Here is a 23,742-nt window from a genome sequence, read left to right on the forward strand (position 1 = left end):
TACCGACAGCGGAGCGGGTGATACCTCTGCTGCCGCTCATTGTGTACAGCCGTACGCAACGATATGTACTCTCGTACGCATGGGATACGGACTGCTGGCCGCGGCCATCGCGGCGGAGGTGGCCGGGACGACGGCCATGAAGTACAGCGACGGGTTCAGCAAGCTGTGGCCTTCGCTGATCACCGTTACTGGGTATCTGCTGGCCTTCGCGCTGCTCGCGCAGACGCTCAAGACCTTGTCCGTGGGGACCGCGTACGCGATCTGGGCGGGCATCGGGACGGCCGCCGTGGCCGCCATCGGGATGGTGTTCCTGGGGGAGTCGGCGAACCTGGTCAAGGTCTCGGGGATCGTGCTCGTCATCGCGGGCGTCGTCGTGCTGAATCTGGGCGGGGCCCACTGATGGTGCGGCGCTACGACCCCGAGCGGCGGCAGCGGATCATCGCCGCGGCGATCCGAGTGGTGGGCGCGAAGGGCATCGCGGGGCTCAGCCACCGGTCCGTCGCCGCCGAGGCCGATGTGCCGCTCGGGTCCATGACGTACCACTTCAAGACCCTCGACGAGCTGATGATCGCCGCCCTGCGGCAGGCCAACGAGGCGTACGCGAAGTCGGCCGACGACCGCGGCCTGCTGCGGGACCCCGACGCTGACCTCGCCGAGGAACTCGCCGCGCTGCTCGGGGAGTGGCTCGTCGGGCGGCGCCAGAGCGTGGAGCTGGAGTACGAGCTGTATCTGGCCGCCCTGCGCAGACCCGCGCTGCGGCCGGTCGCGGCCGAGTGGTGCGAGGGCCTTATGGCGCTGCTCCGTCAGCACACCGACGCCGCCACCGCGCGCGGGATCAGCGCGCTGATGGACGGCATCTGCCTGCAGGTGCTGCTCCACGGGGACGCGTACGACCCGGTCTACGCGCGGGAGATGTTCGCGCGGCTCATCGACGCCCCGCGCGGCTGATCAACTCCGCTCCCGCGACAGGCGGTCGACCACCTCCAGGGCCTCGTCGACGGATGCGGTGATGTCGGTGACGGGGTACTGCACGTGCCGCACCATGCGCTCGGCGTCCACGACCAGCGTCAGCCGTTTGAGGCGGCTCACGCCCGCCGCGCGGAACGTCGGCAGGCGAAGGGCCGCCGCCAGGGCCAGGTCCGCGTCCGAGAGGAGCGGGAAGCGCAGCCCCTCCTTGGTGGCGAACGCCCTTTGCTCGTCCGGGCGTTGGGTGGACACGCCGCGCACGGCCGCGCCCGCCGCCGCGAACTCGGCGAGCCGGTCGCGGTACGTGCACGACTCAAGCGTGCAGCCCCGCGCGCCCGGGATCATCGCCCAGCCGGGCGGATAGGCGTCCTTGCGGGCGTACGCGCCCGGGAAGCAGTACAGGACCGTGTACGCCGCGTCCGCCACCGGGTCGCTCGGCGTGCCGTCGTCCGCGAGGAGCCGCAGCTCCGGCACGCGCGTGCCCAGGAGCTCATGGACCCGCCGTGCCTCCCGCGAGGACTCCGTCGTCGCCGTCGCCGTCATCTCTCCGTCTCCCAACACCCAGGTGTCCCCCCAGTCCTGGAGAGCGATCAGGACCGGCAGCAGGGCGCGGCCGCGCGGCGTGAGCCGGTACTCGTGGCGCGGCGGGCGGTCCTGGTACGGCACCCTGGCCAGCACGTCCGCGTCCACGAGGAGGCGCAGGCGCTCCGCCAACACCTTCCGGGACAGGCCGAGTTCGCTCTGGAGCGCGTCGAAGCGGTGCACCCCGCGGGCCGTGTCGCGCACGATCAGCAGGGTCCACCAGTCGCCGACGACGTCCAGGGCCTGCGCGATGGCGCAGTGGGCGTCGCCGAGGCTCGTCCGCCGTGGCATGTCCCTCACACTCTCCCCGGGCCGATGGGGCGTTGACCCGGAGCTTCGCATGCTGCCATAGTCCGTTCCCAAAAGGAACTCACTCGGAAACTCGGAAACTCACCGGGTCTAGCGGGGGTGGCATGCTGCGCGGGCTGCGCGACGTACCGAGGACCGTGCGGCTGCTCGCCGTCGGTCAGTTCTTCAACATGGTGGTGGCCTTCACCTTCGTGTACTTCTTCGTGTACCTGACGGACGAGCGCGGTCTGTCCGTCGCACAGGCGGGGCTGATCAGCGGCATCGGCGGCGCCGGGCAGGTCGCGGGGAACTTCACCGGCGGCTGGTTCGGCGACCGGTACGGACACCGGCGCGTCCTGCTGCTCGGCTCCCTGATCAGCGGGGTCGGGGTGCTGGCCCTGCCGTTCCTGCCGGTCGCGCTGCTGTACGTCGTGCCGGTCCTGAGCCAGTACGCGGGCGGCTGCGTGCGCGCCGCCAACGGTGCGCTCGTCGCGGTGATGGTGCCGGACGGGGCCCGGCGCCAGGGCTTCGCGGTGATGCGGTTCGCGGCCAACGCGGGCTTCACCGTGGGCCCGCCCCTGGGCGCGCTGCTCATCGCCCGCTTCTCGTACGGCGTCCTGTTCGTCGTCGACGGGGTCGGCACGCTCGTCTTCGCCGCGTACGCCGCGCGCGTGCTGCCCGCGCGCGCGGCCGGACGCACCACCGAGGGCGGCGCCCCGGACGGGCCCGGGGTGCTCGCGTGCCTGCGGCAGCGGCCCGCCGTCGTGCTGCTGCTCGCCGTGATCCTCGTCACCGACCTCGTCTACCGGCAGCAGTACTCGACGCTGCCCGCGGACCTCGACCGGCACGGGCTCGGCACCGGCGTCTACGGATGGCTGCTCGCGATCAACGGCGGGCTCATCCTGCTGCTCGAACTGCCGGTGACCGTGGCGCTGCGGGGGCGGACGCCGCTGCGGATCATCGGCGGGGGCGTGCTGCTCGTCGGGGCGGGCTACGGGGTGCTCGCCCTCGGGACGGGCCTCGGCACCGCCGTCGCCATGATGCTGCTGCTCACCGCCGGGGAGGTGCTGTACAAGACGCCCGCAACGGCGTACGTGGCCGACAGCGCACCCGCCCATGCCCAGGGGCGGTTCCAGAGCCTGTATGCGGGCGTCTCGGTGAGCGGCGTCGTGCTGTCCGCCCCGCTGGGCGGTGCGCTGTACACCGTTGCGCCGGGGGCGCTGTGGCCGGTGTGCGCGGTGCTCGCGGGCGCGGCCGGGGTGCTGCTCCTGGGGGCGGGGCGGGCGTCCCGACCAGGGGCGCCCGGTGCCGGGGCGGCGGTCCGGCGCTCGGCCCACGAGACGCCCACCCCCACCGGTTAGCCTCCGCGCCCCCGCCCCGGTTAGGTTTTCACCCATGACCGATACGACTGCTTCCCGCACCACCGGCGCCGTGGGCGCCGGGCTCGCCACCATCGCCGCCGACGGCACCGTGCTCGACACCTGGTTCCCCGCCCCCGAGCTCGTCGACGAGCCGGGCCCCGCCGGGAGCGAGCGGCTGAGCGCCGAGCGTGCCGTGGAGCTGCTCGGCGAGGGCGCCGCGAAGGCGATCGGCCCGGACGCCCGCCGCGGCGTGGAGGTCGTCGCCGTCCGTACGGTCATCGCCTCGCTCGACGAGAAGCCGCTGGACGCGCACGACGTCTATCTGCGGCTGCACCTGCTCAGCCACCGCCTGATCAAGCCGCACGGCGCCAGCCTGGACGGCATGTTCGGCTTCCTCGCCAACGTCGCCTGGACCTCGCTGGGCCCGGTCGCCGTCGACGACCTGGAGAAGGTCCGCCTGAACGCCCGCGCCGAGGGCCTGCACCTGGCGGTGACGAGCGTCGACAAGTTCCCGCGCATGACGGACTACGTCGCCCCCAAGGGCGTCCGCATCGGCGACGCCGACCGCGTCCGGCTCGGCGCGCACCTCGCCGAGGGCACCACCGTGATGCACGAGGGCTTCGTGAACTTCAACGCGGGCACGCTGGGCACCTCGATGGTCGAGGGCCGGATCTCCGCCGGTGTCGTCGTCGGCGACGGGTCCGACATCGGCGGCGGCGCCTCCACCATGGGCACCCTGTCCGGCGGCGGCAACGTCCGCATCGTCATCGGCGAGCGCTGCCTCATCGGCGCCGAGGCCGGGGTCGGCATCGCCCTCGGTGACGAGTGCGTCGTCGAGGCGGGTCTGTACGTCACGGCCGGTACGCGCGTGACCATGCCCGACGGGCAGATCGTCAAGGCCCGTGAGCTGTCCGGGGCCTCGAACATCCTCTTCCGACGGAACTCCGTCACCGGGGCCGTTGAGGCGCGGCCCAATAATGCGGTGTGGGGTGGCCTGAACGACGTACTGCACAGCCACAACTGAGTTCGGGTGCCCGGGGTGCGGTGTGATTCTGCGGGCCGGTTGTGGCTGGGCGCGCCCACGCGGCGGAGCCGCAGATGTCACCGCACCGCGCCCCTTCGGGGCGCTCCAAGGGAGGGGAACAACATGCGTAGGACAGCAATGCGAGCGGCGGTCTCGGGTGGGGCGGCCGTCGTGCTCGTCGTGGGGCTCGGGGTCGGGGGTGCCGAGGCCCGTGCGACGACCAGCGGGCACAGCTACAAGCTCCAGCACTCCGACATCCACTGGAGCGGCTCCCCGACGCCGTACGAGTCCCAGGTGAAGCTGCCGGACGGCCGCCGCGTCGCCATGCACTACCTGAAGAAGAAGGGGCTGTACGTCCAGGACTACAGCCCCAAGGCGCGCGGCTGGTCCAAGCCCAAGGCCGTGTACCGCACCAAGACCGACGTCTGCCAGGGCATCACGCTCAAGCACCGCGCCGGTACCGTCGCGGCGATCGCCGACTGGGGGACCTACTGCTACGACGGCGAGCCGCCCCAGGAGTCGCTCGCCGCGGTCGCCACCGGGCGCCTGACGAAGTGGGAGCACCACATCACGAAGGGCTTCGACGGCTGGGCCAGGGCCGACATCACCAAGAACGGCAAGCAGGTCACGTTCAAGTACCACGCGGACCGGCTCACATGGACCAAGGGGAAGGGCTTCGGTCCGAAGCACTGACCCCACGCCCCGCCTTTCCCAGGACCCGCGTCGCGCCCCAGGCATAGCGACGCGGGTCCTCGCACGTCATCCACAGCAGAGGGGGCAGTGAGGCCGCCGGAGAAGAGAAGGTGACGATGGATGCCGAAAGCCAGGAACGCTTCCGCGAGTTCGTGGAGAGCAGGTCCGGCGCCCTGCTGAGGACCGCCGTCCTGCTCAGCGGCGGCGACCGGCACGCCGCGGAGGACCTGCTGCAGAACGCCCTGGTGAAGGTCGCCGACCGGTGGAGCAGGCTCGACGAGCCCGAGGCGTACGTCCGCCAGGTCCTCTACCGGCAGCAGGTCAGCCGGTGGCGGCTGAAGTGGCCGCGCCGCGAAGTGGCCGTCGCCGAGCTCCCCGAACGGGCGGGCGACGGCGGGGAGGGCGCCGCCGAACTGCGCGTCGTGATGCGCGGCGCGCTCGCTCGGCTCACCCCGCGCCAGCGCTCCGTGCTCGTCCTGCGGTACTTCGAGGACCTGCCGGAGGCCGAGGTGGCCCGGATCCTCGGCTGTTCCGTCGGCACGGTCCGCAGCACCGCGCACCGCTCGCTGGCCCGGCTGCGCGCCCTCGCGCCCGAGCTGGCGGCGCTCGGCCCGGCGCCCGCCGCGGCCGCGCCGCCCCGTGACATCTCACCTGTGGAGGTACGTCCGTGAACGTAGAGCAGCTGGTGCGCGAGGCGCTCCAGGAGGAGGCCGCGGCGGGCGGCACGCCGCGGGGCGACCTCACCGACCGGGTCCTGACCGCCCGGCGGCGGCGCAACCGGCGCGGCGTCGTGGGGGCCGCCGCCGTGACGGCGGCCGCGATCGCCGTGGCCGTGACGAGCCTGCCCGGCGACGGCCCCGGGCGTGACGAGGCGGGCCCGGCCAGCGGGTCGCTGAACAGCGACGTCATCGGGCACCCGGACCAGTCGCCGCCGCGCGACCTGATCGCCGCGGGGAACACCGCGGTGTCCGGGTACTACACGACCAGCACGGTCAAGCAGTCCAACGGCGACGAGCTGTTCAAGCGCCGCTACACGCTGCTGAACCGGAAGACCGGGACGTACGAGAAGGCCGACGAGAAGTGGGCCTGGGCCGACGTCGCCCCCGGCATGCGCACCGCCGCCGTCCTGGAGGGCGAACTGCCCGCCCGGCGCATCGGCCTGCTCGACCTCGCAACCGGCGAGGTGGAGCGCTGGATCACCCCGGACCGGCCCGTCGCGGGCGTCGAGTGGTCGCCCGACGGCAAGCGGCTCGTCGCGACCTCGTACAGCAAGAACCCGGACCGCCTCCTGGCGCCGCCGAAGCAGTTCCCCCACGACGAGCCGCGCCGCCACGGCAGCCGCACCGGCTTCTACGTGATCGACGCGGGCACCGGCGAGGTCGGCCCCTTCCACGCGCTGCGGCAGCCGAAGCCGGACAAGTGGGGCACCTACGAGGGCAATCCGCGCGAGGACCTGGAGTGGTCCCACGACGGTACGAAGCTCTACACACAGGAGGTCGCGGAGTCCCCGGCCGAGATCACGGACGGCGATGACGTCGAGTTCACGGACGGCAAGGAGGTCCCGGAGGGCGACATAGGGGACACCCGGGACGCCTCGGCCCCCGAGAACCCGAGCCGCCACTGGTACACCCTCGACGGCGAGAAGACCAAGGCGCCCGCGGGCGAGAAGTACGCGGGCTGGCCGCGGGCGGGCCTCTCGCCCGACGGCAAGCTCCTCGCCGGCGACGGCGACGACAAGGGCTCGCCGCTCCTCGACCCGAAGACCGGCCGGAAGGTGGGCAGCGTCCCCGGCATGCAGCAGCTCGCCTGGGCCGACAACAAGCGCCTCATCGCCTGGGCCTGCGCCACCGAGCGGTGCGCGGGCAAGAACGAGTACCGCACCCGGCTCGTCATGGTCACCGTCGGCAAGGGGAAGGTCGTGCCGCTCAGCGACTTCCGCAAGCCCTCGGACGACGACCCCGGGCGCTGGACGCCGCTGCTCACCGCGCGCTGAGCCCGCCCGTCCCGCACGCCTCCCGCGCCTGCCCTGTCGCGGGAGGGGAGAGCGGCCCGCCGACCACGCCCCGGTCGGCGGGCCGCACGGGCGGCACGCGCGGTGCCAATCCGCCCCGGAATGCGTCACCATGGCGGGAGCCAGGCGAACACGTCCGTCGCGTACCGCGCGTACAGGAGGCAGCATGAGGCTGGGCAAGGCACTCGCCACCGGAATCGCCGAGGAAGAGCCCCGCGGGAGCGCGGCGGCCGACGAAGAGACCCCCGAGCTCGTCCTGGACGCCGAGGAGCGGCAGGCGGCCGCCGCGCGTGAGGTGACCGTCGGACGATGAGTCTCCGGCTTCCCGAGGAACGCCCGAAGGAGCCGCCGACCGGATACAAGATCGCCCACCCGATGCTGTCCCACGACGGCACCCGGGCCGCCTTCACCGGCATCTCCCTGGGCGGCAGCCTGCCCTACGGCGTGCTCGACGAGGCCCGCTGCGCCTACGGCAGACGGCACCGCGCGCCGCACCGCCGCTGCGACTGCGGCTTCCACTGCGTGCACGCCCGCGCCGAGGCCGAGGGGCTGCTGTGCACCGCGGAGCACCGCACGGCCGCCCTCCTCGAGGTCGCGGTGCTCGGCGCGTACATCCGCTTCGAGCGGGGCTTCCGCTCCGCGCGCCAGCGGGTCCGCTCGGTGACCGTGCGGCCCTGCGACTGCGGCGCGGCCGCCACGGGCCTCGCCGACGCGGGCTGGGGCAGACCCGGCTGGCGGGCCCTCGAAGGGGTGTGCGGCCGGTGCGGGCGCGGCGGCGGCCGGGCGGCGGTGTCCCTGGCCGGGTTCGCGGCCGCGGCGGGCGAGGGGCTGCGGGTGACCGCGGCGCCCGGGGTGCCCGGGGCGGCCCCGACGGGCCTCGGCCTGCCCGAGCTGACCGCGGAGGCGGCGCTGCTCCAGGCCCGGCTCGACTGGTTCCAGAGCGAGTTGGCGCGGCTGCGCGAGCCGGACCAGGGGCCGGGGCCGCCCCGCGCGGGGGGCGCCTGAGCGGGGAGGGGCGGGCGGTGGCCGGAGTGCGCCGGGGGAGCCGACGCCTCGTTGACGGAGCGCTCGACTCCGCAGGACCCTCGGGCCATGACCTCGCATCCGTACGCGCGGTACGTCGCCGTCGGAGACAGCCGTACCGAAGGGCTCGGCGACGGTGACGAACACCGCGGCTACCGTGGCTGGGCGGACCGGCTCGCGGAGATCCTCGCCCTCGGCCACCCGGACTTCTCGTACGCCAACCTCGCGGTGCGCGGCCGCGTCACGGAGCGGGTGAAGGACGACCAGCTCGGGCCCGCCCTGGCCCTGAAGCCGGACCTCGCGACCGTGGTGGCCGGGGTCGACGACCTGGTCGGCCCTGGCTACGACGCGGCGCGCACGGCCCGCGCCATGGAGGAGATGTTCGCCGAGCTCACCGGGGCGGGCGCCTGCGTGGCCACGGTGACCATCCCCGACATCGGCCGCATCGCCCCGCTCGCGCGCCGCGCGCAGCCCCGCGTGATGGACCTCAACGCCCGCATCCGCGCGGCCGCCGACCGGCACGGCGTCATCGTGCTCGACCTGTTCCCGCAGCGGATCACGGCCGACCCGCGGCTGTGGAGCCGCGACCGGATGCACGCGAGCCCGCTCGGCCACGCCCGGATCGCCGCGGGCGTCGCCGACGCGCTCGGCGTCCCCGGGTACGCGGACTGGGCGCGGCCGCTGCCGCCGCTCGCGCCGGTCTCCGCGCTCGGCGGCGCGGCGCAGGAGGTGCGGTGGCTCGCGGGGGCGGCGGGGCCGTGGGTGCGGCGGCGGGCCTGGCGGTGGCGCGTGCCGCGCAACGACGGGCACACCGCGAAGCGGCCGGGCCTCGCCGTGGTGACGCTGCCGGAACGGGCTTGACCTCAACCTTGGTTGACCTTGGAACGTAGGCGGTACGGGCAGCCGAACGGCGGTCCCGCACCCCTACTGACCTCGGAGGACCCCGATGACGCAGCGCCTGACCACGCCCCCCGCCCCGCTCGCCGGGGACGCGGGCCTGACCTTCTTCAGCACCTGGCGCCTCGGCACGCCCGAGCGGCAGCGCGCCACGGTCGCCGCGATCGCCCGCGCCTGGGAGAGCCGGGAGTGGCCGCACGAGGGGCTGTTGTCGTACAGCGTGTACGAGGGACTCGACGGCCAGACCCTGATGCACCACTCGCAGTGGCGCGACGAGCAGGCCTACCAGGACTTCTTCGCGCGGGGGCGCGACGAGCGGAACGCGGAGATCGACGCGGCGGTGCCGGGGATCGAGCGGGTCGGCCTGACGAAGACGAGCCGCTACCGCAGCGTGGGCCCGGGGGCGGGCGTGCCCACGGGCTTCACGACGGTCGAGGCCGACCTCGCAGGGGCGGACCTCGACCGTCGCCGGGAGTGGGCGGACGCCTCGCTGGCCGCGCACGCCGGGGTTCCCGGGCTGGTCGCCGCCCACGCGCATCTGAGCACGGACGGGACGCGGGGCCTCACGTACGCGCAGTGGACGCGAGAGGCCGGGGGCGCGGTGGCGGACGGCACCGCCAAGCGGTACCGGTTCGCCTTCGGCGTGGGACCTACGGCTTGAAGCGGACGATCTGGGGGTCGTGGTCGCTGTTCTGGGTGGCGAACTCGGCGTTCACGTGGACGCTGTCGTAGGCGAAGCGGCCGACGCCCGGGCTGACCAGGATCTGGTCGAGGACCTGGGAGTTGCCCTGGTAGACGTAGGAGTAGCGCTCGGCGCGGGGCAGGGACTTGATGCCCGCGCGCAGCGCGCCGCCCGCCTCCAGGGCCTGGGTGGCCGGGGAGAACTCGAAGTCGTTGATGTCGCCGACGACCACGACGTCCGCGTTCCGCTCGGCCGCGCGGACCTTGCGCACGAAGGCGTTGACCGCCGTGGCCTGCTTGACGCGCTGGACCTCGGAGGAGCGGGTCGGCGGCTGGTGGTGGGAGGTCAGGGACTCGTCGCCGCCCTTGGACGCGAAGTGGTTGGCGATCACGATGACGGGCTTGCCGCGGAAGGCGAACTCGCCCGCGAGCGGCTTGCGGCTGTTGGTCCACGCCTCGTTCGCCGGGTCGATCCGGCCGGGCGAGCGGGTGAGCGCGGCGCGCTTGCCCTCGCGCACGACGTCCGTCGGCGTGGTCGCGCCGCCGCCCGGGCGGTCGGTGAAGGACACCCGCTCGGGGTTGTAGAGGAAGACCTGGCGGATGTTGCCGCCGGGCTCGCCGCCGTCCTTGTTGTTCTCCGGGTCGACCGAGCGCCACGCGTAGCGCGGGCCGCCCGCCGCGGCGATGGCGTCCGTGAACTTCCTCAGGGTCTGGTCGGCGGCCACCGTGCCGTCGTTCTTCGCGCCGTTGTTGTCCTGGATCTCCTCCAGGGCCACGATGTCCGGCGAGGCGAGGTTCGTGACGACGGCCTGCGCGAGGGCGTCGAACTTGGCCTGCGGGTCGCCCGGGTCCAGGTTCTCCACGTTGTACGTCGCCACGGCGAGCTCGCGCTCGCGCTGCGGCCGGGTCCGCTCCCGCTCCAGGCCCTTGCTCACGACCCCGCCGAGGGAGCGCGCGGCGAGCGTGTACCCGCCGAACTGGTTGAAGTCCAGCGGCCCTTCGGTGGTCCCGGTCAGGGCGTCCCCGACGTCCGCCTTCGGGAACGGCCGCTCGGAGACCGGGGCCAGCTGCTGGATCTGGAGCCGCCCGGTGTTCTGCGCCTCGTACGAGCCGTAGCGCGCGCCCCCGCGCCGCGTGGTGTTCTCGTGCGGCTTCACGGTCACCCAGAGCTCGTTGTACGGGTCGCTCGCGCCGACCACGCGCGAGGAGCCGACGCGTACGTTCATGCCCTCCAGGGACTCGTACAGGTCCAGGGCGTACGCGCGGGGCCGCAGCGGCAGCTTGTTGACGCTGTTGCCGTCGGCCGGGTCACCGGCGGGCGCGTACGCGGACGGCACCGACTTGGCGCTGATCGTGACGGGGGCGGGCAGCTCGTTGCCCGAGGACTCGACGGTCACGGTCGGCTTGGTGAGCTGCGTGAGGGACTGGTTGCCGGAGGCGCCGCCGCCGGGGACGTACTCGGTGACCGTGCCGGATACGCGGACCGCGTCGCCCGCCTTCACCGTCGGCGCGGTGCCGGTGTAGACGAAGACGCCCTCGCTGGTGGCGGGGTCGCCGTCCGCCTGCGCGTCCTGGATCCAGAAGCCCTTCGAGCCGTACGTCCGCACTCCGGTGACGACGCCCGGCACGTCGGCGACCTGCTGACCCGCGAGCGGGGACAGGCGCGTGCCGCCCTGGATGTCGTGCACGCGCACCTCGTCGGCGTCCGAGGAGCCGGTGGAGGCGGCCGACGAGCTGGTGGCGGCGAGCAGACCGGCGGCGAGAGCGGTGGCGACGACCGCGCTCACGGCGGCGGATCTGGGCATGCGGGATCGGGATATGTGGGACATCGAGGACTCCGGGGTTCGGGATTGAGGGGCAGAGGCTCACGCGGTCCGGGCAGGTGGCGCTCTACGCGCGTCAATCTCCGGTGCGACCAGGGGAGTTGTCAAGGTCGGACCGGTGTCCCGCGCCTGTACGTTTCCTGACAGGTGCATGAACCAACACAAAGAGCCCCAAGCGGGGGACGCCGCGGGCGCCGTGGGCGGAGGCTTGGGCGGAGCGCCCTTTAGGGGCGCGGGGAACTGCGCGATCGGCCACGACGAACTCGCAGGGGACGGGAGGGTGGAGGCCCGGGCGGCGCGGAGGCCTGGGTGGAGGTGCCCTTTAGGGGCGCGGGGAACTGCGCGATCGGCCACGACGGACCCGCAGGCGACGGACGGGCGGAGGCCGGGCGGGACGCGGGCGGAGGCCCGGGTGGCGTGGTGCGCGGAGGCCTGGGGGCGTGGGGCGCGGAGGTGTCGGGGGAGTGGGGCCCGGGGTGGCCCCGGGGGAGGTGGGCGCGGGCGGCGCGGTGGGCGGTGACGGGGCAAACCCGTCTAGGCTTCACGCAGCAGACCCGTACCCCGTCAGGCCCGTCAGGAGAACCAGCCGATGCCCCAAAGCCCCGCCACCCTGCCGCCGGTGCTGCTGCACTCAGAAGCGGAGCTCGCGCGGGACGCGCTCGCGACCCCCCTGCTCGCCCGCGCCGTGCGGCTCGCCCGCTGGGCCGGGCCCGACACGCGGGTCGGCGCGGGCGGCGAGCTCGTCGACGAGCAGCTGCCCGCGGCGGCGGCCGAGCTCGGGCTCGTCGACGGGGCCGACGGCCTGGAGGCCGGGGACGCGGCGGCGTACGCGAGCGAGGCGTGGCGGGTCGCCGTCGACACCGGCCTCGTCGAGGTCGAGGACGCCGACGAGGACGACGCCGAGGGCACCGTCGCCACCGGCGAGGACCTCGCCCTGATCACCTCGGGCGGCCCGCAGGACGTCCTCGGCATCTGGCTCGGCGCCCTGGACACCGTCTTCGCCGACGCGACGGTGCCCGACCTGGAGGACCTCGTCGACGTCATCCAGGGCGGCGGCGAGATCGACTTCTCCGAGCTCGGCTGGGACCCGCAGGCCGAGGCCGAGTTCCTGGAGGGCGTCCTCGGCAATCTGTATCTGCTCACCGTCAGCGAGGGCGCCCCCGAGGACGGCGCGGTGCCGCTGCCCGCCCTCGCCGCCTCCATGATCGTGCCGGACGACATGGGCGAGCCCACCGACGACATCCTGGAGCAGGTCTCCGACGCGATGATGCGCCTCGACGACCAGTTCCGGATGTTCGAACCCGTCGGGCTCGTCGAGTACCAGCCCGTGGACGAGGCCCTCATGGCTGACGTCGACGAGGCCGCCGGGTCCGCGGGGGAGCCGCTGCCGCCCGTCGACGACGAGGACGTCACGCGCTACGGCATGGTCAGGCTGACGCCGCTCGGCCTGTACGGGGTGCGGGCGCGGATGCTGGAGGCCGGGGTCGACGCGCCCGCCGTCGGCGACCTCGCGGACAAGGGCGCCGACTCGCTGCTCGACGCCACCGCCGCGTTCCCGCGGGCCGCCGCGCAGGCCGAGATCGAGCGGTGGCTCGCCGGGCGCGAGCCGCTGGCCGCGGCCCGGGAGCTGCTGGCCGCCGCGCGCGGGGCGGACGAGGGCGCGCCGCTGCGGCGCCTCCACTGCCAGCAGGCGCTCTCCCTCGTCGGGGGCACGGCCGAGCCCGCCCTGCGCGAGGTCCTCGACGACGCCGAACTCGGCGGGCTCGCCCGGGTGTGGCTCGCCGAGCACGGGGCCGCTGACGTGCCCGCCCCCTCCGAGGGCATGGTGTTCTGGCTGACCATCGACACGGTCGCGGCACAGCTGGCGGCCGAGGGGAACTCCGACGAGCTGCGCGCGCTCGTCGAGGGGCTCGCCGCCCAGCACAGCGGGTTCTTCGCCGCGGCGTGGCGGGTCGACCACCCCGCCACGGCGGAGGTCCTGGAGGCGATGGGGCGGCTGCACTCGGACAAGCAGGTGGCCAAGGAGGCCCGCAAGGCGGCCTTCAAGGCCAGGTCGCAACAGGCCTAGCCCCACCCGGGCAGGGGCCCGCCCCCACCTGGGTCTCTCCCGCCCGCCCTTGATCGCGCTGGCGCGCTCGTCCTCAAACGCCGGACGGGCTGAATCCGCCGGTCACACGCCGCCGTCCGTCACCGGGCGACGGCGTGCGGGCCTCTGATCGGCGCGCTCAAGTCCGCAAGTACGAGGCGCCGTTGAGGTCCATGACCGTGCCTGAGGCCCACTCCGCCGCGGGCGAGGCCAGCCAGAGTACCGCCGCCGCGATCTCCTCCGCGGTGCCCGCGCGCCCGAACGGGCTCTGCGCCCGGATGGCCTCGCCCTCCGCGCCGCCGAGGCGGTGCGCGACCCGCTCGGTGGCGAAGAAGCCGGGCGCCACCGACGCCACCGCGATGCCGTGCGGCGCGAGGGCCACCGCGAGGGACTGGCCGAGCGCGTGCACGGCCGCCTTCGTCGCGCCGTACGCCGGGTGCTCGGGCTCGCCACGGAAGGCGCCGCGCGAGCCGATGTTGACGATCCGCCCGCCCGTGCCCTGGCCGATCATCCGGTGCGCGGCGAGGTGGCTGAGGTTCGCCGTGGCCAGCAGGTTGACGGCGGTGTGCCGCTGCCACAGGTCCGCCCAGTCCTCGTACGAGGTGGTGGCGGGCGGGTGCGGCAGGTTCACGGCGGCGTTGTTGACGAGCACGTCGATGCCGCCGAGCGCCGCGGCCGCGCGGTCCGCGACGTCCTTCGCCCCCGCCGGGTCCGACAGATCGCCGCCGACCAGCGCGTGCCCGGCGCCCGTGAGCGAGTCGAGCGTCGCGCGCGCCTCCTCCTCGCGCGCCCCGAAGTGCACCGCCACGCGGTCGCCGTTGTCCGCGAACGCCCGGGCGAGGGCCCGGCCGAGCCCTCGTGAGGCGCCGCTGACCAGAACGCGGCGGCCGGTGCTCTGCACAGTCATACGGATCTCCTGGTTCGCCAAGGGGTGGCACTGCTGGAACGCCGTACTCCGGAAGTCGACCGCCGAAGTCGGACCGTGTTCAACCGCCGTTTATACGTGAGCGGGAATCTGGCGCCGGCAGCGGCCCGGCGGTACGCACACTCCGTGGGACAGGCCGAACGCCCGCATCCGCTCCCTCAGGCCCGAGGAGAAACCATGTCGCTCACCCGCAGGGACTTCGCCAGACGATCCGCGCTCACCGGGGCGGGCGTCGCGCTCGCCGGCAGCGTCGGCGCGCTCGCCACCGCGCCCGGCGCGCTCGCCGCCCAGGACCTCGACGTGGGCGACGCGGACGGCCACGGCCACGGCGGCCACGGCGGGCCCGGCTACGGCCCGCTCGTGCCCGACCCCGCGGGCCTGCTCGCCCTGCCCGCCGGATTCTCGTACCGCGTCCTCACGTACAGCGGCAGGACCAAGCTGGAGACGGGCGAGTTCACGCCCTCCCACCACGACGGCACCGCCACCTTCGACGGGCCGCGCGGGGTGACGCTGCTCGTCAACAACCACGAACTGAGCGGCGCCCGCGCCAAGTGGAAGTACCCCGTCCCGCTCACCGAAGGACTCGTCTACGACCCGGCGGCCTCCGGCGGCTGCACCGTCGTCGAGCACCGGCGCGGGGGTCAGGTCGCCGAGTGGGTGGGCATCGCGGGCACCAGCACCAACTGCGCGGGCGGCTCCACCCCCTGGGGCACCTGGCTGACCTGCGAGGAGACCGAGGACAAGGCCGGTCAGAACGGCATGACCAAGGACCACGGCTATGTCTTCGAGGTCGACCCCTACGACCGGCGCGCCAACCGCGACCCCCGGCCCGTCAAGGCCCTCGGCCGCTACGCCCACGAGGCCGTCGTCGTCGACCCCAAGCGCGGCCACCTGTATCTGACCGAGGACGCCGCGGGCCCCAACGGCCTGTTCTACCGCTGGACTCCGCCGCACGGCTACAAGCACGGCCGCGGCAAGCTGCGCTCCCTCGCCGACGACGCGGGCGTCCTGAAGGCGCCCAAGTGCTTCGACTCCGGCGGCCGGTTCGTCGACGACCTGTCCCGGGCCACGAAGATCGGCACCGTGTACGGCGTCGACTGGGTGGAGGTCCCCGACCGCGACGCCCGCACCGTCTCGGTCCGCAAGCAGTTCACCACCGGTGCCGTCACGCGCGCCCGCAAGCTCGAAGGCATGTGGTGGGGCGACGGCGGCGCGTACATCGTCTCCTCGTACGCCCGTGCCGAGAGCCCCGGCGCGCAGCACGACGGGCAGGTGTGGTTCTACCACCCGGGCCGTCGCACCCTCACCCTGAAGGTGCTGCTCGGCGTGAACCAGGACCCCGGCAAGGACGGCGCCTTCGACGGGCCGGACAACATCACCGTCTCGCCCTACGGCGGGCTCGTCCTCGCCGAGGACGGCGACGGGATCCAGCACCTGTTCGGCGCGACCGAGCGCGGCCGCACGTACCCGATCGCCCGCAACGAACTCAACGAGGGCACGCCCGAGAAGCCCGCCTACAGCGAGTTCACCGGCGTCACCTTCTCGCCGGACGGCAGGACCCTGTACGCGAACATCCAGACCCCCGGCATCATGTTCGCGATCACCGGCCCCTGGCGCCGCCAGCGCCCCTGACCCCGGCCGGGGCAGGGCCGTGTCCTCGGGAAAACCCTTGGCGCCGGGTGAGCCCGCGCTCCTAGAGTGAGTCATGTCCAGGTGCGCAGGCAGGACTTACTTCCGCTGCTAACGGGGAGGTCGCGGGTTCGAGTCCCGCCACCGGCACTGCACGCCGGTGTAGCTCAGGGGCCAGAGCACCACACGTCAGTTCCGCCGACCTCGATCTCTGGACACGCACAGACGCTCGCGCCTCCCGGTGCGATGGCTGCGGCTCCTTCCTCTTCCGAAACGACGCCGCCGCCGAGGTGATCTCGGGAGGCTTCGAATTCGGGGGAATTCACCATGGCGCGTTTCAACGCCAAGGCGGCCAAGGCGCCGCCCGCCTCGCCCGTCCGCTCGACCGGCGTGGTCACCCGCACCCACGAGGGCGGCCGGGGCCACGTCCGGGACGCACGCTCCGAACTCTTCCTGCTCGCGGTCGCGAACTTCGTGACGCAGGATACGTACTACGAGAGCGGCGAGGCCCGCGACGACCGGTTCGCCGCCCTGGTGCGCGAGCTGGCCGTCGCGGACCCGGAGTGGACCGCGGGCCTGCTCGGCTGGCTGCGCGGCGACGGCAACATGAGGACGGCGTCCCTGGTCGGCGCGGCCGAGTACGTCCACGCACGGCTCGCGGCGGGCGCCGTCGAAGGCCCCGCCAACCGCCAGGTCGTCGCCTCCGTGCTGCGCCGCCCGGACGAGCCCGGCGAGCTGCTCGGCTACTGGACGTCCCGTTACGGGCGCAACGTGCCCAAGCCCGTGAAGCGCGGCATCGCCGACGCCGTGCGCCGCCTCTACTCGCAGCGCTCGCTCCTGAAGTACGACACGCCGTCCAAGGGCTACCGCTTCGGCGACGTCCTGAACCTCACGCACCCCACGCCCGACCCGGCCAAGCCGTGGCAGGGCGACCTGTTCCAGTACGCGCTCGACCGGCGGCACCACCCGGAGGACGCCGTCGTCCCCGGGTCCCTCAGCACGCTCGCGGCCCACCGCGACCTGATGGCGCTGCGCGTCGCCAAGCGGCGCCGCGTCGTCACGGGCGCGGGCGGCGCGGAGCGGCTCGCCGCCGCGGGCATGACCTGGGAGGCGCTCGCGGGCTGGCTCCAGGGGCCGATGGACCGGGCGGCCTGGGAGGCCGTGATCCCGTCCATGGGCACGATGGCCCTGGTGCGCAATCTGCGGAACTTCGACGAGGCTGGTGTCGGCGACGAGGTCGCGGCGCGGGCCGCGGCGAAGCTCGCCGACCCCGACGAGGTGGCGCGCTCGCGGCAGTTCCCGCTGCGCTACCTCGCCGCGTACCAGCACGCGCCGTCGCTGCGCTGGGGGTACGCGCTGGAGCGGGCGCTCGGCCACTCGCTGGCCAACGTGCCCGGGCTGCCGGGCCGTTCGCTGATCCTGGTGGACCGCTCGGGGTCGATGTGGTCGCCGCTGTCGGAGCGCTCGCAGCTCAACCGGGCGGACGCCGCCGCCGTGTTCGGTACGGCCCTCGCGCTGCGGGCGGCCGACGCCGACCTCGTGCAGTTCGGCACGCGCAGCGCGCCGGTGGCGTACCGGCGGGGCGAGTCCGTCCTGAAGGTCCTGGAGCGCTTCGACAGCCTCGGCGGCACCGACACCACGGGTGCCGTGCGCCGTCACTACCGCGGGCACGACCGCGTCCTGATCGTCACCGACGAGCAGGCCGCGTACAGCCACCACGGCGACCCGACCGACCAGGTCCCGGCGCACGTCCCGGTCTACACCTGGAACCTGGCGGGCTACCGCGAGGGCCACGGCGCCTCCGGCACGGCGGGCCGCCACGTCTTCGGCGGCCTCACCGACGCCGCCTTCCGCACGGTGCACCTCCTGGAGGCGGGCCGCTCGGCGGACTGGCCCTGGGCGCACTGACAGGGGGGCGGGCGCCGAGACGTGACTCGGCCCCCGCCCCGCCTGCGGCTACAGCGCCTGGGCGGCGGGCTTTACCATGCCGCGGACCGTGCGGGACTTGACGAAGTCGCCCATGGCGGTCATCTCCCACTCGCCGGAGAACTGCTTGATCAATTTCGCCATCATCACGCCGGTCTGCGCCTCCGCGTTCGTCAGGTCGAAGCGGACCAGCTCCTCGCCGGTGGCCGCGTCGATGAGGCGGCAGTACGCCTTGGCGACCTCCGTGAACTTCTGGCCCGAGAACGAGTTCACCGTGAAGACCAGGCCGCTGACCTCCTGGGGGAGACGGCCGAGGTCCACGACGATCACCTCGTCGTCACCGCCGCCCTCGCCGGTGAGATTGTCACCGGAGTGCTTGATGGAGCCGTGCAGGATCGACAGCTTGCCGAAGTAGCAGCTGTCGATGTGGTTGCGCTGGGGGCCGTACGCGATGACCGAGGCGTCCAGGTCGATGTCCTTGCCGCGGAACGCGGGCTCCCAGCCCAGGCCCATCTTGACCTGGGAGAGCAGCGGGCGGCCGCCCTTCACCAGGGACACCGTCTGGTTCTTCTGGAGGCTGACGCGCCCCTTGTCCAGATTGATCTTCCCGGCGCCGGGCGCGGGGGCGGCCGGGGCCGCGGGGGCCTGCGGGGCCGCGTGCTGCGGGGCCGCGGCGGGCGGCGGCGGGCCCTGGACCGGCGGGCCGGACGGGGGCGCCATGGCGGGGGCGGCGGGCGCCGGGGGCGCGGCGGCCGGGGCGGGCTCCTCGACCGAGACGCCGAAGTCCGTGGCGATGCCCGCGAGGCCGTTCGCATAGCCCTGGCCTACCGCGCGGGCCTTCCAGGCGCCGTTGCGCAGATAGATCTCCACGATGACCAGGGCCGTCTCCGCGCCGAGCTGGGGCGGGGTGAAGGTGGCGAGGACCGAGCCGTCGTCCGCGTTGCGAATCGTGGCGGTGGGCTCGATGCCCTGGAAGGACTGGCCCGCGGCGTCCGGGCTCGCCGTGACGACGATCTTCTCGATGCCGGGCGGGACGGCGCCGGTGTCCACCGTGATCGCGTCCGGCGCGCTGCCGCCGCCGGAGCGGTACGTCACGCCGGGGCCCGTGGGCTGGTTGTAGAAGATGAAGTCGTCGTCGGAGCGCACCTTGCCGTCGGCGGTGAGCAGCAGGCCCGATACGTCGAGCCGCACGGGGGCGGAGACGTCCACGGCGACGCGGGTCGCGGCGAGCGGGATGTTCGAGCCGGGGGTCATAGCTGTCATGCCTGAGGTAACGAGCGGAGGCACTTTGCCGTTCCCTTACCTCGTTGCTTCTTCCGCCCGCCTGGCTGACCCCCGCGGTGCGCCCCAGACCCGCCCCTTCCCGATCCGGGGGCTCCGCCCCCGTGCCCCCGTCTTTCGGCGCTTCGCGCCTCGTCCTCAAACGCCGGACGGGCTAGATGTGCCGGTGCGGACCGTATCTCGTCTGCGGACCCGCGGAATGCATCCGGCGCGCACCGGAGACTTTCAGCCCGTCGAGGGGGTACCCCCTGCTCCTTAAGAGCTTGGGGGAGTTTGAGGACGAGGCGCGGAGCGCCGATGACCCTGCTCAGGGAAGCACCACGATCTTGCGGCCCTCGCCCGCCGCGAACCTCGCCAACGCCTCCGGGTAGTCGGTCAGCGGCAGGCGGTCGCTGATGAAGACGTCGGGGTCGAGCACGCCGTTCGCGAAGAGTTCCGCGGCGCGCTCGTAGCTGTGCAGGACCGCCATGGAGCCGGTGATGGTGATCTCCTGGTTGTAGATGCGGTAGGGGTCGATCGCCACGCGGGTGTCGTAGTCCGCCACGCCGAACTGCAGGAACGTGCCCGCCTTGGCCACCCGCCCCAGGCCGTCCTGGATCGCCGCCGCGTTGCCCGTCGCGTCGACGACGACGTCCCACCTGTGCGGCCGGTCGAGCTCGTCGGCGCACGTGGCCGCCCCCGTGACGCCGAGCTGCTTGGCCGTGGCGAGCCGGTCGGGGTTGACGTCGACGACGTCCACGCTGGCCGCCCCCGTCCGCTTGGCCAGCTCCAGCATCATCAGGCCCATGGTCCCGGAGCCGTAGATCAGCACGTGCGCCCCGAGCCGGGCGCGCAGCACGTCGTAGCCGCGCACCGCGCAGGACAGGGGCTCGATGAGGGCCGCGTCCTGGGTGCGCACGTGGTCGGGGAGGCGTACGCAGTTGGCGACGGGAGCCACCGCGTACTGGGCGGCGCCCCCGGCCCGGGTGACGCCGATGGCCGCCCACCGCTCGCAGAGGTTGTTGTGGCCGGTGCGGCAGTAGCGGCACTCGTAGCAGTACAGGGAGGGGTCGACGGCGACGCGGTCGCCCACCCGCAGCTCCGTGACGCCGCTGCCGACGCCCACCACCGATCCGGCGAACTCGTGCCCCGGCACGACGGGCAGCGTCGGGGCGAACTCGCCCTGGAGGATGTGCAGATCGGTCCCGCACAGGCCGCACGCGGCGACTTCGACGACGACGTCGCGCGGCCCCGGCGTGGGGTCGGGCACCTCGCCGACGACCGCGGTGCCGACGGACTCGATGATGGCGGCCTTCACTTGACGGCTCCCAACGACAGGCCCTGGACCAGCTTGTCCTGGGCGGCGAACCCCGCGGCGAGCACCGGCAGGGAGATGACGAGCGACGCGGCGCACACCTTCGCCAGGAACAGGCCCTGGCTGGTGATGAAGCCGGTCAGGAACACGGGTGCGGTCTGGGCGACGACGCCGGTGAGCACCCGGGCGAAGAGCAGTTCGTTCCAGCTGAAGATGAAGCAGATCAGGGAGGTCGCAGCGATGCCCGGCAGGGCGATGGGCGCGACGATCCGGGTCAGGACGGTGGGCAGTCGCGCGCCGTCGACATGGGCGGCCTCGATGACGGCCACCGGTACCTCGGACAGGAACGACTGCATCATCCAGACGGCGATCGGCAGGTTCATCGAGGTGTAGAGGAGGACCAGGAGCCAGATGTTGTCGAGGAAGCCGGTGTTCTTGGCGAAGAGGTAGAGGGGGAGCAGGCCCGCCACCACCGGCAGCATCTTCGTGGAGAGGAAGAAGAAGAGGACGTCGGTCCACTTGCGGACCCGGCGCACGGACAGCGCGTACGCCGCGGGCAGCGCGAGCAGCAGGACGAGGAGGGTGGACGCCGTCGACGCCACCAGGGAGTTGATCAGCGAGGGCCAGGGGCTCGCGCCGCCGCCCGCGCCGAAGAACTCGCGGTAGCCGTCCAGGGTGAGCGAGGCGGCGAGCGCGGGCGGGTTGGTCGCCGCGTCCTCCTCGGAGTGGAAGGACGTCAGGGCCATCCAGGCGATCGGCAGGAAGAACACGATCCCGGCCAGCCACGCGGCCAGACCGAGCCCGAGCCGCCTGGCGCGGGCCCCGCGGGGGGCGCGTGCGCGTCGGGTGGTGGTGCGCGGGCCACCGCTCGACCCCGGACCACCCCTCGACCCCGGAGTACCGGTCATGCGCGGAACACCTCCTCGCGGAACAGCGACGACACCACGCGCAGTGCGAAGGTCGCGATGATGATCGAGCCGATGACGACGAGGACCCCGGCGGCGGACGCCAGGCCGTTCTCGTGGGCCTGGTAGAAGCTCTGGTAGACGGTGTAGGGCAGGTTCGCGGTGCCCAGGCCGCCGGAGGTGATGGTGAAGACGGCGTCGAAGTTCTGCACGATGTAGATCGAGCCGAGCAGGGCGCCCAGTTCGAGGTAGCGGCGCAGATGGGGCAGCGTCAGATGGCGGAACACCTGCCAGGCGCCCGCGCCGTCCATGCGGGCCGCCTCGATGAGTTCGGGGTCGCGGCTCTGCAGCCCGGCGAGCAGGATCAGCATCATGAAGGGCGTCCACTGCCAGATCAGGGCCAGCTCGACGGCGATGAGCGGGGTGTCGGAGATCCAGTCGGGCTGGGCCGCGCCGTCCCCGCCCACCCAGTGCAGGACGCCGTTGAACAGGCCGTACTCCGGGTTGTAGAGGACGTGCTTCCACAGCAGGGCCGCCGCGACCGGCACCAGCAGGAACGGCGCGATGAGCAGGGTGCGCACCACGCCCCGGCCGCGGAACCTGCGGTCCAGGAGCAGCGCGAGGCCGAGCCCGACGACGAGGCTGACGAGGACGACCGTCGCGGTCAGGAGGATCGTCGTCAGCACGGACTCGCGCAGGTCGGCGTCCGCGAGGACCTCGTGGTAGTTGGCGAGGCCGGTGAACCTGCGCGCGTCCGGGTAGAGCGCGTTCCAGTCGAAGAACGAGATCACCAGGGTGGCCACGAACGGCAGCTGGGTCACGGCGATCATGAAGACGAGGGCGGGGAGCAGCGGCGCCCGGGTGACCCAGGCGCGCAGCCGGGGCGAGGGGCGCGGCGCGGAGCCGGGCACGCGCGGGGGCGTGCGGGTGGCTGTCGGCGTGGCGGTCATCGGCCCTCGTACTCCTCGGAGATCTTCTCGGCGAGGTCCTGGGCCCTGCCGAGGGCCGACTCGACGGAGGTGCGTCCGGCGATGGCCGCGCTGATCTCCTGCGAGACCTTCGTGCCGAGGTCGGTGAACTCGGGGATGCCGACGAACTGGATGCCGGGCGCGGGCCGCGGCTGCACGCCCGGGTCGCGCGGCCGCGCGCCCGCGATGGCGGCGCGGGTCACGCCCTGGAAGGCGGCCGCCGCCTTGCGGTACCGGGGATCGGCGTAGGTCGAGGAGCGCTTTCCCGCGGGCACGTTGGACCAGCCGATCTTCTCGCCGACGAGTTCCTCGTACTCCTTGCCGGATGCCCAGGAGATGAACTTCCAGGCCTTGTCCTGGTTCCGGGAGGCCTTCTGCAGGCCCCAGGCCCAGGTGTAGAGCCAGCCGGAGCTCGGCGTGCGCTCCACGGGCGCGGCCACGTAGCCGATCTTCCCCTTGACCGGCGACGTGGCGGATTCGAGGGAGCCTGCGGCGGCCGTGGCGTCGTACCACATGGCCGTCTTGCCCTGGGTGAGGTTGTTGAGGCACTCCGCGTACCCGGACTGCGCCGCCCCGGACTCCCCGTGCTCGCGTACGAGGTCGACGTAGAAGCGCGTGGCGCGTGCGAAGGCGGGGGAGTCGAGGCGCGCCTTCCAGTCCTTGTCGAACCAGGTGCCGCCGAAGGTGTTCACGACGGTCGTCAGGGGCGCCATGACCTCGCCCCAGCCGGGCAGGCCGCGCAGGCAGATGCCCTTCATGCCCTCCTCGGCGCCGTCGACCCGGGCGGCGAGGCGGGCGACCTGGCGCCAGGTGGGGCGCGCGGGCATGGTGAGCCCGGCCTTGTCGAAGACGTCCTTGCGGTACATCAGGAACGAGGACTCGCCGTAGAAGGGCTCTCCATAGAGCTTGCCGTCCGCGCCGGTGAGGGACTGGCGCATCGGCGGCAGGATGTCGTCCTGGTCGAAGGCGCGGTCCTCGCGCGCGTAGGTGCCGAGCTCGCGCAGCCAGCCGTTCCTGGCGTAGATGGGTATCTCGTAGTTGCTGAGCGTCGCCACGTCGTACTGACCGGCCTGGTTGGCGAAGTCCTGGCTGATCTTGTCGCGGACGTCGTTCTCGGGCAGCACGGTGAAGTTCACCTCGATCCCCGTCTCCTCGGTGAAGTGCGCGGCGGTGAGCTTCTGCAACTCGACCATCTGCGGGTTGTTCACCATCAGGACGTTGATGGCGTCGCCGCCGGACCCGGACCCGCCCGCCCCGGCCCAGCAGCCGGACAGCGACGGGACGAGCAGCGTCCCTGCGGCGGCAGCGGCGAGCAGGGGCCCGCGCCTCCGTCGGCTGTGGGTTCGCATGAATCGCTCCTGGGATAATGGGAAAAAAGG

At 73.3% G+C, this 23,742-nt stretch carries 22 protein-coding genes; 14 read left to right on the plus strand and 8 right to left on the minus strand.

The window, feature by feature from the left end:
* Positions 1-79 precede the first annotated feature (79 nt).
* Positions 80-400, plus strand: coding sequence for a DMT family transporter (locus tag ACIG3E_RS35920; RefSeq protein WP_399624342.1), 321 nt, complete (start codon positions 80-82; stop codon positions 398-400).
* Positions 400-948: a TetR/AcrR family transcriptional regulator gene (locus tag ACIG3E_RS35925; RefSeq protein ID WP_399624344.1), complete on the plus strand. Its 549-nt coding sequence runs from the start codon at positions 400-402 to the stop codon at positions 946-948. The genes ACIG3E_RS35920 and ACIG3E_RS35925 overlap by 1 nt, the downstream gene beginning before the upstream one ends.
* On the opposite strand, the gene ACIG3E_RS35930 is transcribed toward ACIG3E_RS35925, so the two are convergent.
* Complete coding sequence (locus tag ACIG3E_RS35930; RefSeq protein ID WP_399624346.1) at positions 949-1,839, minus strand: winged helix-turn-helix transcriptional regulator; 891 nt, start codon at positions 1,837-1,839, stop codon at positions 949-951.
* Positions 1,840-1,961: 122 nt separating this feature from the next.
* Here ACIG3E_RS35930 and ACIG3E_RS35935 point away from each other — a divergent pair, with 122 nt between their 5' ends.
* From ACIG3E_RS35935 to ACIG3E_RS35975, 9 genes are all read left to right on the plus strand, one after another.
* A complete protein-coding gene (locus tag ACIG3E_RS35935; RefSeq protein WP_399624347.1) occupies positions 1,962-3,197 on the plus strand; it encodes an MFS transporter in 1,236 nt (411 codons plus the stop codon).
* 34 nt (positions 3,198-3,231) lie between these two features.
* Positions 3,232-4,221, plus strand: a complete 990-nt coding sequence (dapD, locus tag ACIG3E_RS35940) for a 2,3,4,5-tetrahydropyridine-2,6-dicarboxylate N-succinyltransferase (RefSeq protein WP_138959060.1) — start codon at positions 3,232-3,234, stop codon at positions 4,219-4,221.
* 123 nt (positions 4,222-4,344) lie between these two features.
* Entirely contained in the window at positions 4,345-4,914 is a 570-nt protein-coding gene (locus ACIG3E_RS35945) for a hypothetical protein (RefSeq protein WP_399624349.1), read from the plus strand.
* Between the two features lie 116 nt (positions 4,915-5,030).
* Entirely contained in the window at positions 5,031-5,585 is a 555-nt protein-coding gene (locus ACIG3E_RS35950; RefSeq protein ID WP_399624351.1) for a SigE family RNA polymerase sigma factor, read from the plus strand.
* Positions 5,582-6,907: a WD40 repeat domain-containing protein gene (locus ACIG3E_RS35955; protein WP_399624353.1), complete on the plus strand. Its 1,326-nt coding sequence runs from the start codon at positions 5,582-5,584 to the stop codon at positions 6,905-6,907. The genes ACIG3E_RS35950 and ACIG3E_RS35955 overlap by 4 nt, the downstream gene beginning before the upstream one ends.
* Before the next feature lie 184 nt (positions 6,908-7,091).
* A complete protein-coding gene (locus ACIG3E_RS35960; RefSeq protein WP_399624355.1) occupies positions 7,092-7,238 on the plus strand; it encodes a hypothetical protein in 147 nt (48 codons plus the stop codon).
* Positions 7,235-7,930, plus strand: coding sequence for a hypothetical protein (locus ACIG3E_RS35965; RefSeq protein ID WP_399624356.1), 696 nt, complete (start codon positions 7,235-7,237; stop codon positions 7,928-7,930). Before ACIG3E_RS35960 ends, ACIG3E_RS35965 begins: the two co-directional genes overlap by 4 nt.
* Positions 7,931-8,017: 87 nt before the next feature.
* On the plus strand, positions 8,018-8,809 hold the full coding sequence (locus ACIG3E_RS35970) for an SGNH/GDSL hydrolase family protein (protein WP_399624358.1): 792 nt from the start codon (positions 8,018-8,020) through the stop codon (positions 8,807-8,809).
* 85 nt (positions 8,810-8,894) lie between these two features.
* Complete coding sequence (locus ACIG3E_RS35975) at positions 8,895-9,506, plus strand: antibiotic biosynthesis monooxygenase (protein ID WP_399624360.1); 612 nt, start codon at positions 8,895-8,897, stop codon at positions 9,504-9,506.
* Here ACIG3E_RS35975 and ACIG3E_RS35980 read toward each other — a convergent pair.
* Entirely contained in the window at positions 9,496-11,331 is a 1,836-nt protein-coding gene (locus tag ACIG3E_RS35980) for an endonuclease/exonuclease/phosphatase family protein (RefSeq protein WP_399624362.1), read from the minus strand. The two genes, ACIG3E_RS35975 and ACIG3E_RS35980, sit on opposite strands and share 11 nt — an antisense overlap.
* Before the next feature lie 607 nt (positions 11,332-11,938).
* Between ACIG3E_RS35980 and ACIG3E_RS35985 the strand changes: the two genes are divergently transcribed.
* Positions 11,939-13,417, plus strand: a complete 1,479-nt coding sequence (locus ACIG3E_RS35985) for a hypothetical protein (RefSeq protein WP_399624364.1) — start codon at positions 11,939-11,941, stop codon at positions 13,415-13,417.
* Between the two features lie 157 nt (positions 13,418-13,574).
* Here the strand turns inward: ACIG3E_RS35985 and ACIG3E_RS35990 are convergent, their stop codons facing one another.
* On the minus strand, positions 13,575-14,342 hold the full coding sequence (locus tag ACIG3E_RS35990; RefSeq protein ID WP_399624366.1) for an SDR family NAD(P)-dependent oxidoreductase: 768 nt from the start codon (positions 14,340-14,342) through the stop codon (positions 13,575-13,577).
* 195 nt (positions 14,343-14,537) lie between these two features.
* Between ACIG3E_RS35990 and ACIG3E_RS35995 the strand changes: the two genes are divergently transcribed.
* On the plus strand, positions 14,538-15,992 hold the full coding sequence (locus ACIG3E_RS35995) for an alkaline phosphatase PhoX (protein WP_399624369.1): 1,455 nt from the start codon (positions 14,538-14,540) through the stop codon (positions 15,990-15,992).
* 324 nt (positions 15,993-16,316) lie between these two features.
* Positions 16,317-17,897 (plus strand): TROVE domain-containing protein, encoded by a 1,581-nt coding sequence (locus ACIG3E_RS36000; RefSeq protein ID WP_399624371.1) that lies wholly within the window; start codon positions 16,317-16,319, stop codon positions 17,895-17,897.
* Between the two features lie 48 nt (positions 17,898-17,945).
* Here the strand turns inward: ACIG3E_RS36000 and ACIG3E_RS36005 are convergent, their stop codons facing one another.
* From ACIG3E_RS36005 to ACIG3E_RS36025, 5 genes are all read right to left on the minus strand, one after another.
* Entirely contained in the window at positions 17,946-19,169 is a 1,224-nt protein-coding gene (locus ACIG3E_RS36005) for a TerD family protein (protein WP_399624582.1), read from the minus strand.
* Positions 19,170-19,503: 334 nt separating this feature from the next.
* Positions 19,504-20,493: a zinc-dependent alcohol dehydrogenase family protein gene (locus ACIG3E_RS36010; RefSeq protein ID WP_399624374.1), complete on the minus strand. Its 990-nt coding sequence runs from the start codon at positions 20,491-20,493 to the stop codon at positions 19,504-19,506.
* Positions 20,490-21,398, minus strand: coding sequence for a carbohydrate ABC transporter permease (locus tag ACIG3E_RS36015; protein ID WP_399624377.1), 909 nt, complete (start codon positions 21,396-21,398; stop codon positions 20,490-20,492). The genes ACIG3E_RS36010 and ACIG3E_RS36015 overlap by 4 nt, the downstream gene beginning before the upstream one ends.
* Positions 21,395-22,345, minus strand: a complete 951-nt coding sequence (locus tag ACIG3E_RS36020) for a carbohydrate ABC transporter permease (RefSeq protein WP_399624379.1) — start codon at positions 22,343-22,345, stop codon at positions 21,395-21,397. The genes ACIG3E_RS36015 and ACIG3E_RS36020 overlap by 4 nt, the downstream gene beginning before the upstream one ends.
* Positions 22,342-23,712, minus strand: coding sequence for an ABC transporter substrate-binding protein (locus ACIG3E_RS36025; RefSeq protein WP_399624382.1), 1,371 nt, complete (start codon positions 23,710-23,712; stop codon positions 22,342-22,344). Before ACIG3E_RS36025 ends, ACIG3E_RS36020 begins: the two co-directional genes overlap by 4 nt.
* Between the last annotated feature and the right edge of the window lie 30 nt (positions 23,713-23,742).

It is taken from the genome of Streptomyces sp. NPDC053474 (genome assembly GCF_044544845.1).
Taxonomy (GTDB): domain Bacteria; phylum Actinomycetota; class Actinomycetes; order Streptomycetales; family Streptomycetaceae; genus Streptomyces.

Excerpts from the sequence above, each read along its gene's own strand:
- ACIG3E_RS35920 (WP_399624342.1), top strand. The coding sequence starts at position 80 with ATGGGATACGGACTGCTGGCCGCGGCCATCGCGGCGGAGGTGGCCGGG.
- ACIG3E_RS35925 (WP_399624344.1), top strand. The coding sequence starts at position 400 with ATGGTGCGGCGCTACGACCCCGAGCGGCGGCAGCGGATCATCGCCGCG.
- ACIG3E_RS35930 (WP_399624346.1), bottom strand. The coding sequence starts at position 1,839 with ATGCCACGGCGGACGAGCCTCGGCGACGCCCACTGCGCCATCGCGCAG.
- ACIG3E_RS35935 (WP_399624347.1), top strand. The coding sequence starts at position 1,962 with ATGCTGCGCGGGCTGCGCGACGTACCGAGGACCGTGCGGCTGCTCGCC.
- dapD (WP_138959060.1), top strand. The coding sequence starts at position 3,232 with ATGACCGATACGACTGCTTCCCGCACCACCGGCGCCGTGGGCGCCGGG.
- ACIG3E_RS35945 (WP_399624349.1), top strand. The coding sequence starts at position 4,345 with ATGCGTAGGACAGCAATGCGAGCGGCGGTCTCGGGTGGGGCGGCCGTC.
- ACIG3E_RS35950 (WP_399624351.1), top strand. The coding sequence starts at position 5,031 with ATGGATGCCGAAAGCCAGGAACGCTTCCGCGAGTTCGTGGAGAGCAGG.
- ACIG3E_RS35960 (WP_399624355.1), top strand. The coding sequence starts at position 7,092 with ATGAGGCTGGGCAAGGCACTCGCCACCGGAATCGCCGAGGAAGAGCCC.
- ACIG3E_RS35965 (WP_399624356.1), top strand. The coding sequence starts at position 7,235 with ATGAGTCTCCGGCTTCCCGAGGAACGCCCGAAGGAGCCGCCGACCGGA.
- ACIG3E_RS35970 (WP_399624358.1), top strand. The coding sequence starts at position 8,018 with ATGACCTCGCATCCGTACGCGCGGTACGTCGCCGTCGGAGACAGCCGT.
- ACIG3E_RS35975 (WP_399624360.1), top strand. The coding sequence starts at position 8,895 with ATGACGCAGCGCCTGACCACGCCCCCCGCCCCGCTCGCCGGGGACGCG.
- ACIG3E_RS35980 (WP_399624362.1), bottom strand. The coding sequence starts at position 11,331 with ATGCCCAGATCCGCCGCCGTGAGCGCGGTCGTCGCCACCGCTCTCGCC.
- ACIG3E_RS35985 (WP_399624364.1), top strand. The coding sequence starts at position 11,939 with ATGCCCCAAAGCCCCGCCACCCTGCCGCCGGTGCTGCTGCACTCAGAA.
- ACIG3E_RS35990 (WP_399624366.1), bottom strand. The coding sequence starts at position 14,342 with ATGACTGTGCAGAGCACCGGCCGCCGCGTTCTGGTCAGCGGCGCCTCA.
- ACIG3E_RS35995 (WP_399624369.1), top strand. The coding sequence starts at position 14,538 with ATGTCGCTCACCCGCAGGGACTTCGCCAGACGATCCGCGCTCACCGGG.
- ACIG3E_RS36000 (WP_399624371.1), top strand. The coding sequence starts at position 16,317 with ATGGCGCGTTTCAACGCCAAGGCGGCCAAGGCGCCGCCCGCCTCGCCC.
- ACIG3E_RS36005 (WP_399624582.1), bottom strand. The coding sequence starts at position 19,169 with ATGACCCCCGGCTCGAACATCCCGCTCGCCGCGACCCGCGTCGCCGTG.
- ACIG3E_RS36015 (WP_399624377.1), bottom strand. The coding sequence starts at position 21,398 with ATGACCGGTACTCCGGGGTCGAGGGGTGGTCCGGGGTCGAGCGGTGGC.
- ACIG3E_RS36020 (WP_399624379.1), bottom strand. The coding sequence starts at position 22,345 with ATGACCGCCACGCCGACAGCCACCCGCACGCCCCCGCGCGTGCCCGGC.
- ACIG3E_RS36025 (WP_399624382.1), bottom strand. The coding sequence starts at position 23,712 with ATGCGAACCCACAGCCGACGGAGGCGCGGGCCCCTGCTCGCCGCTGCC.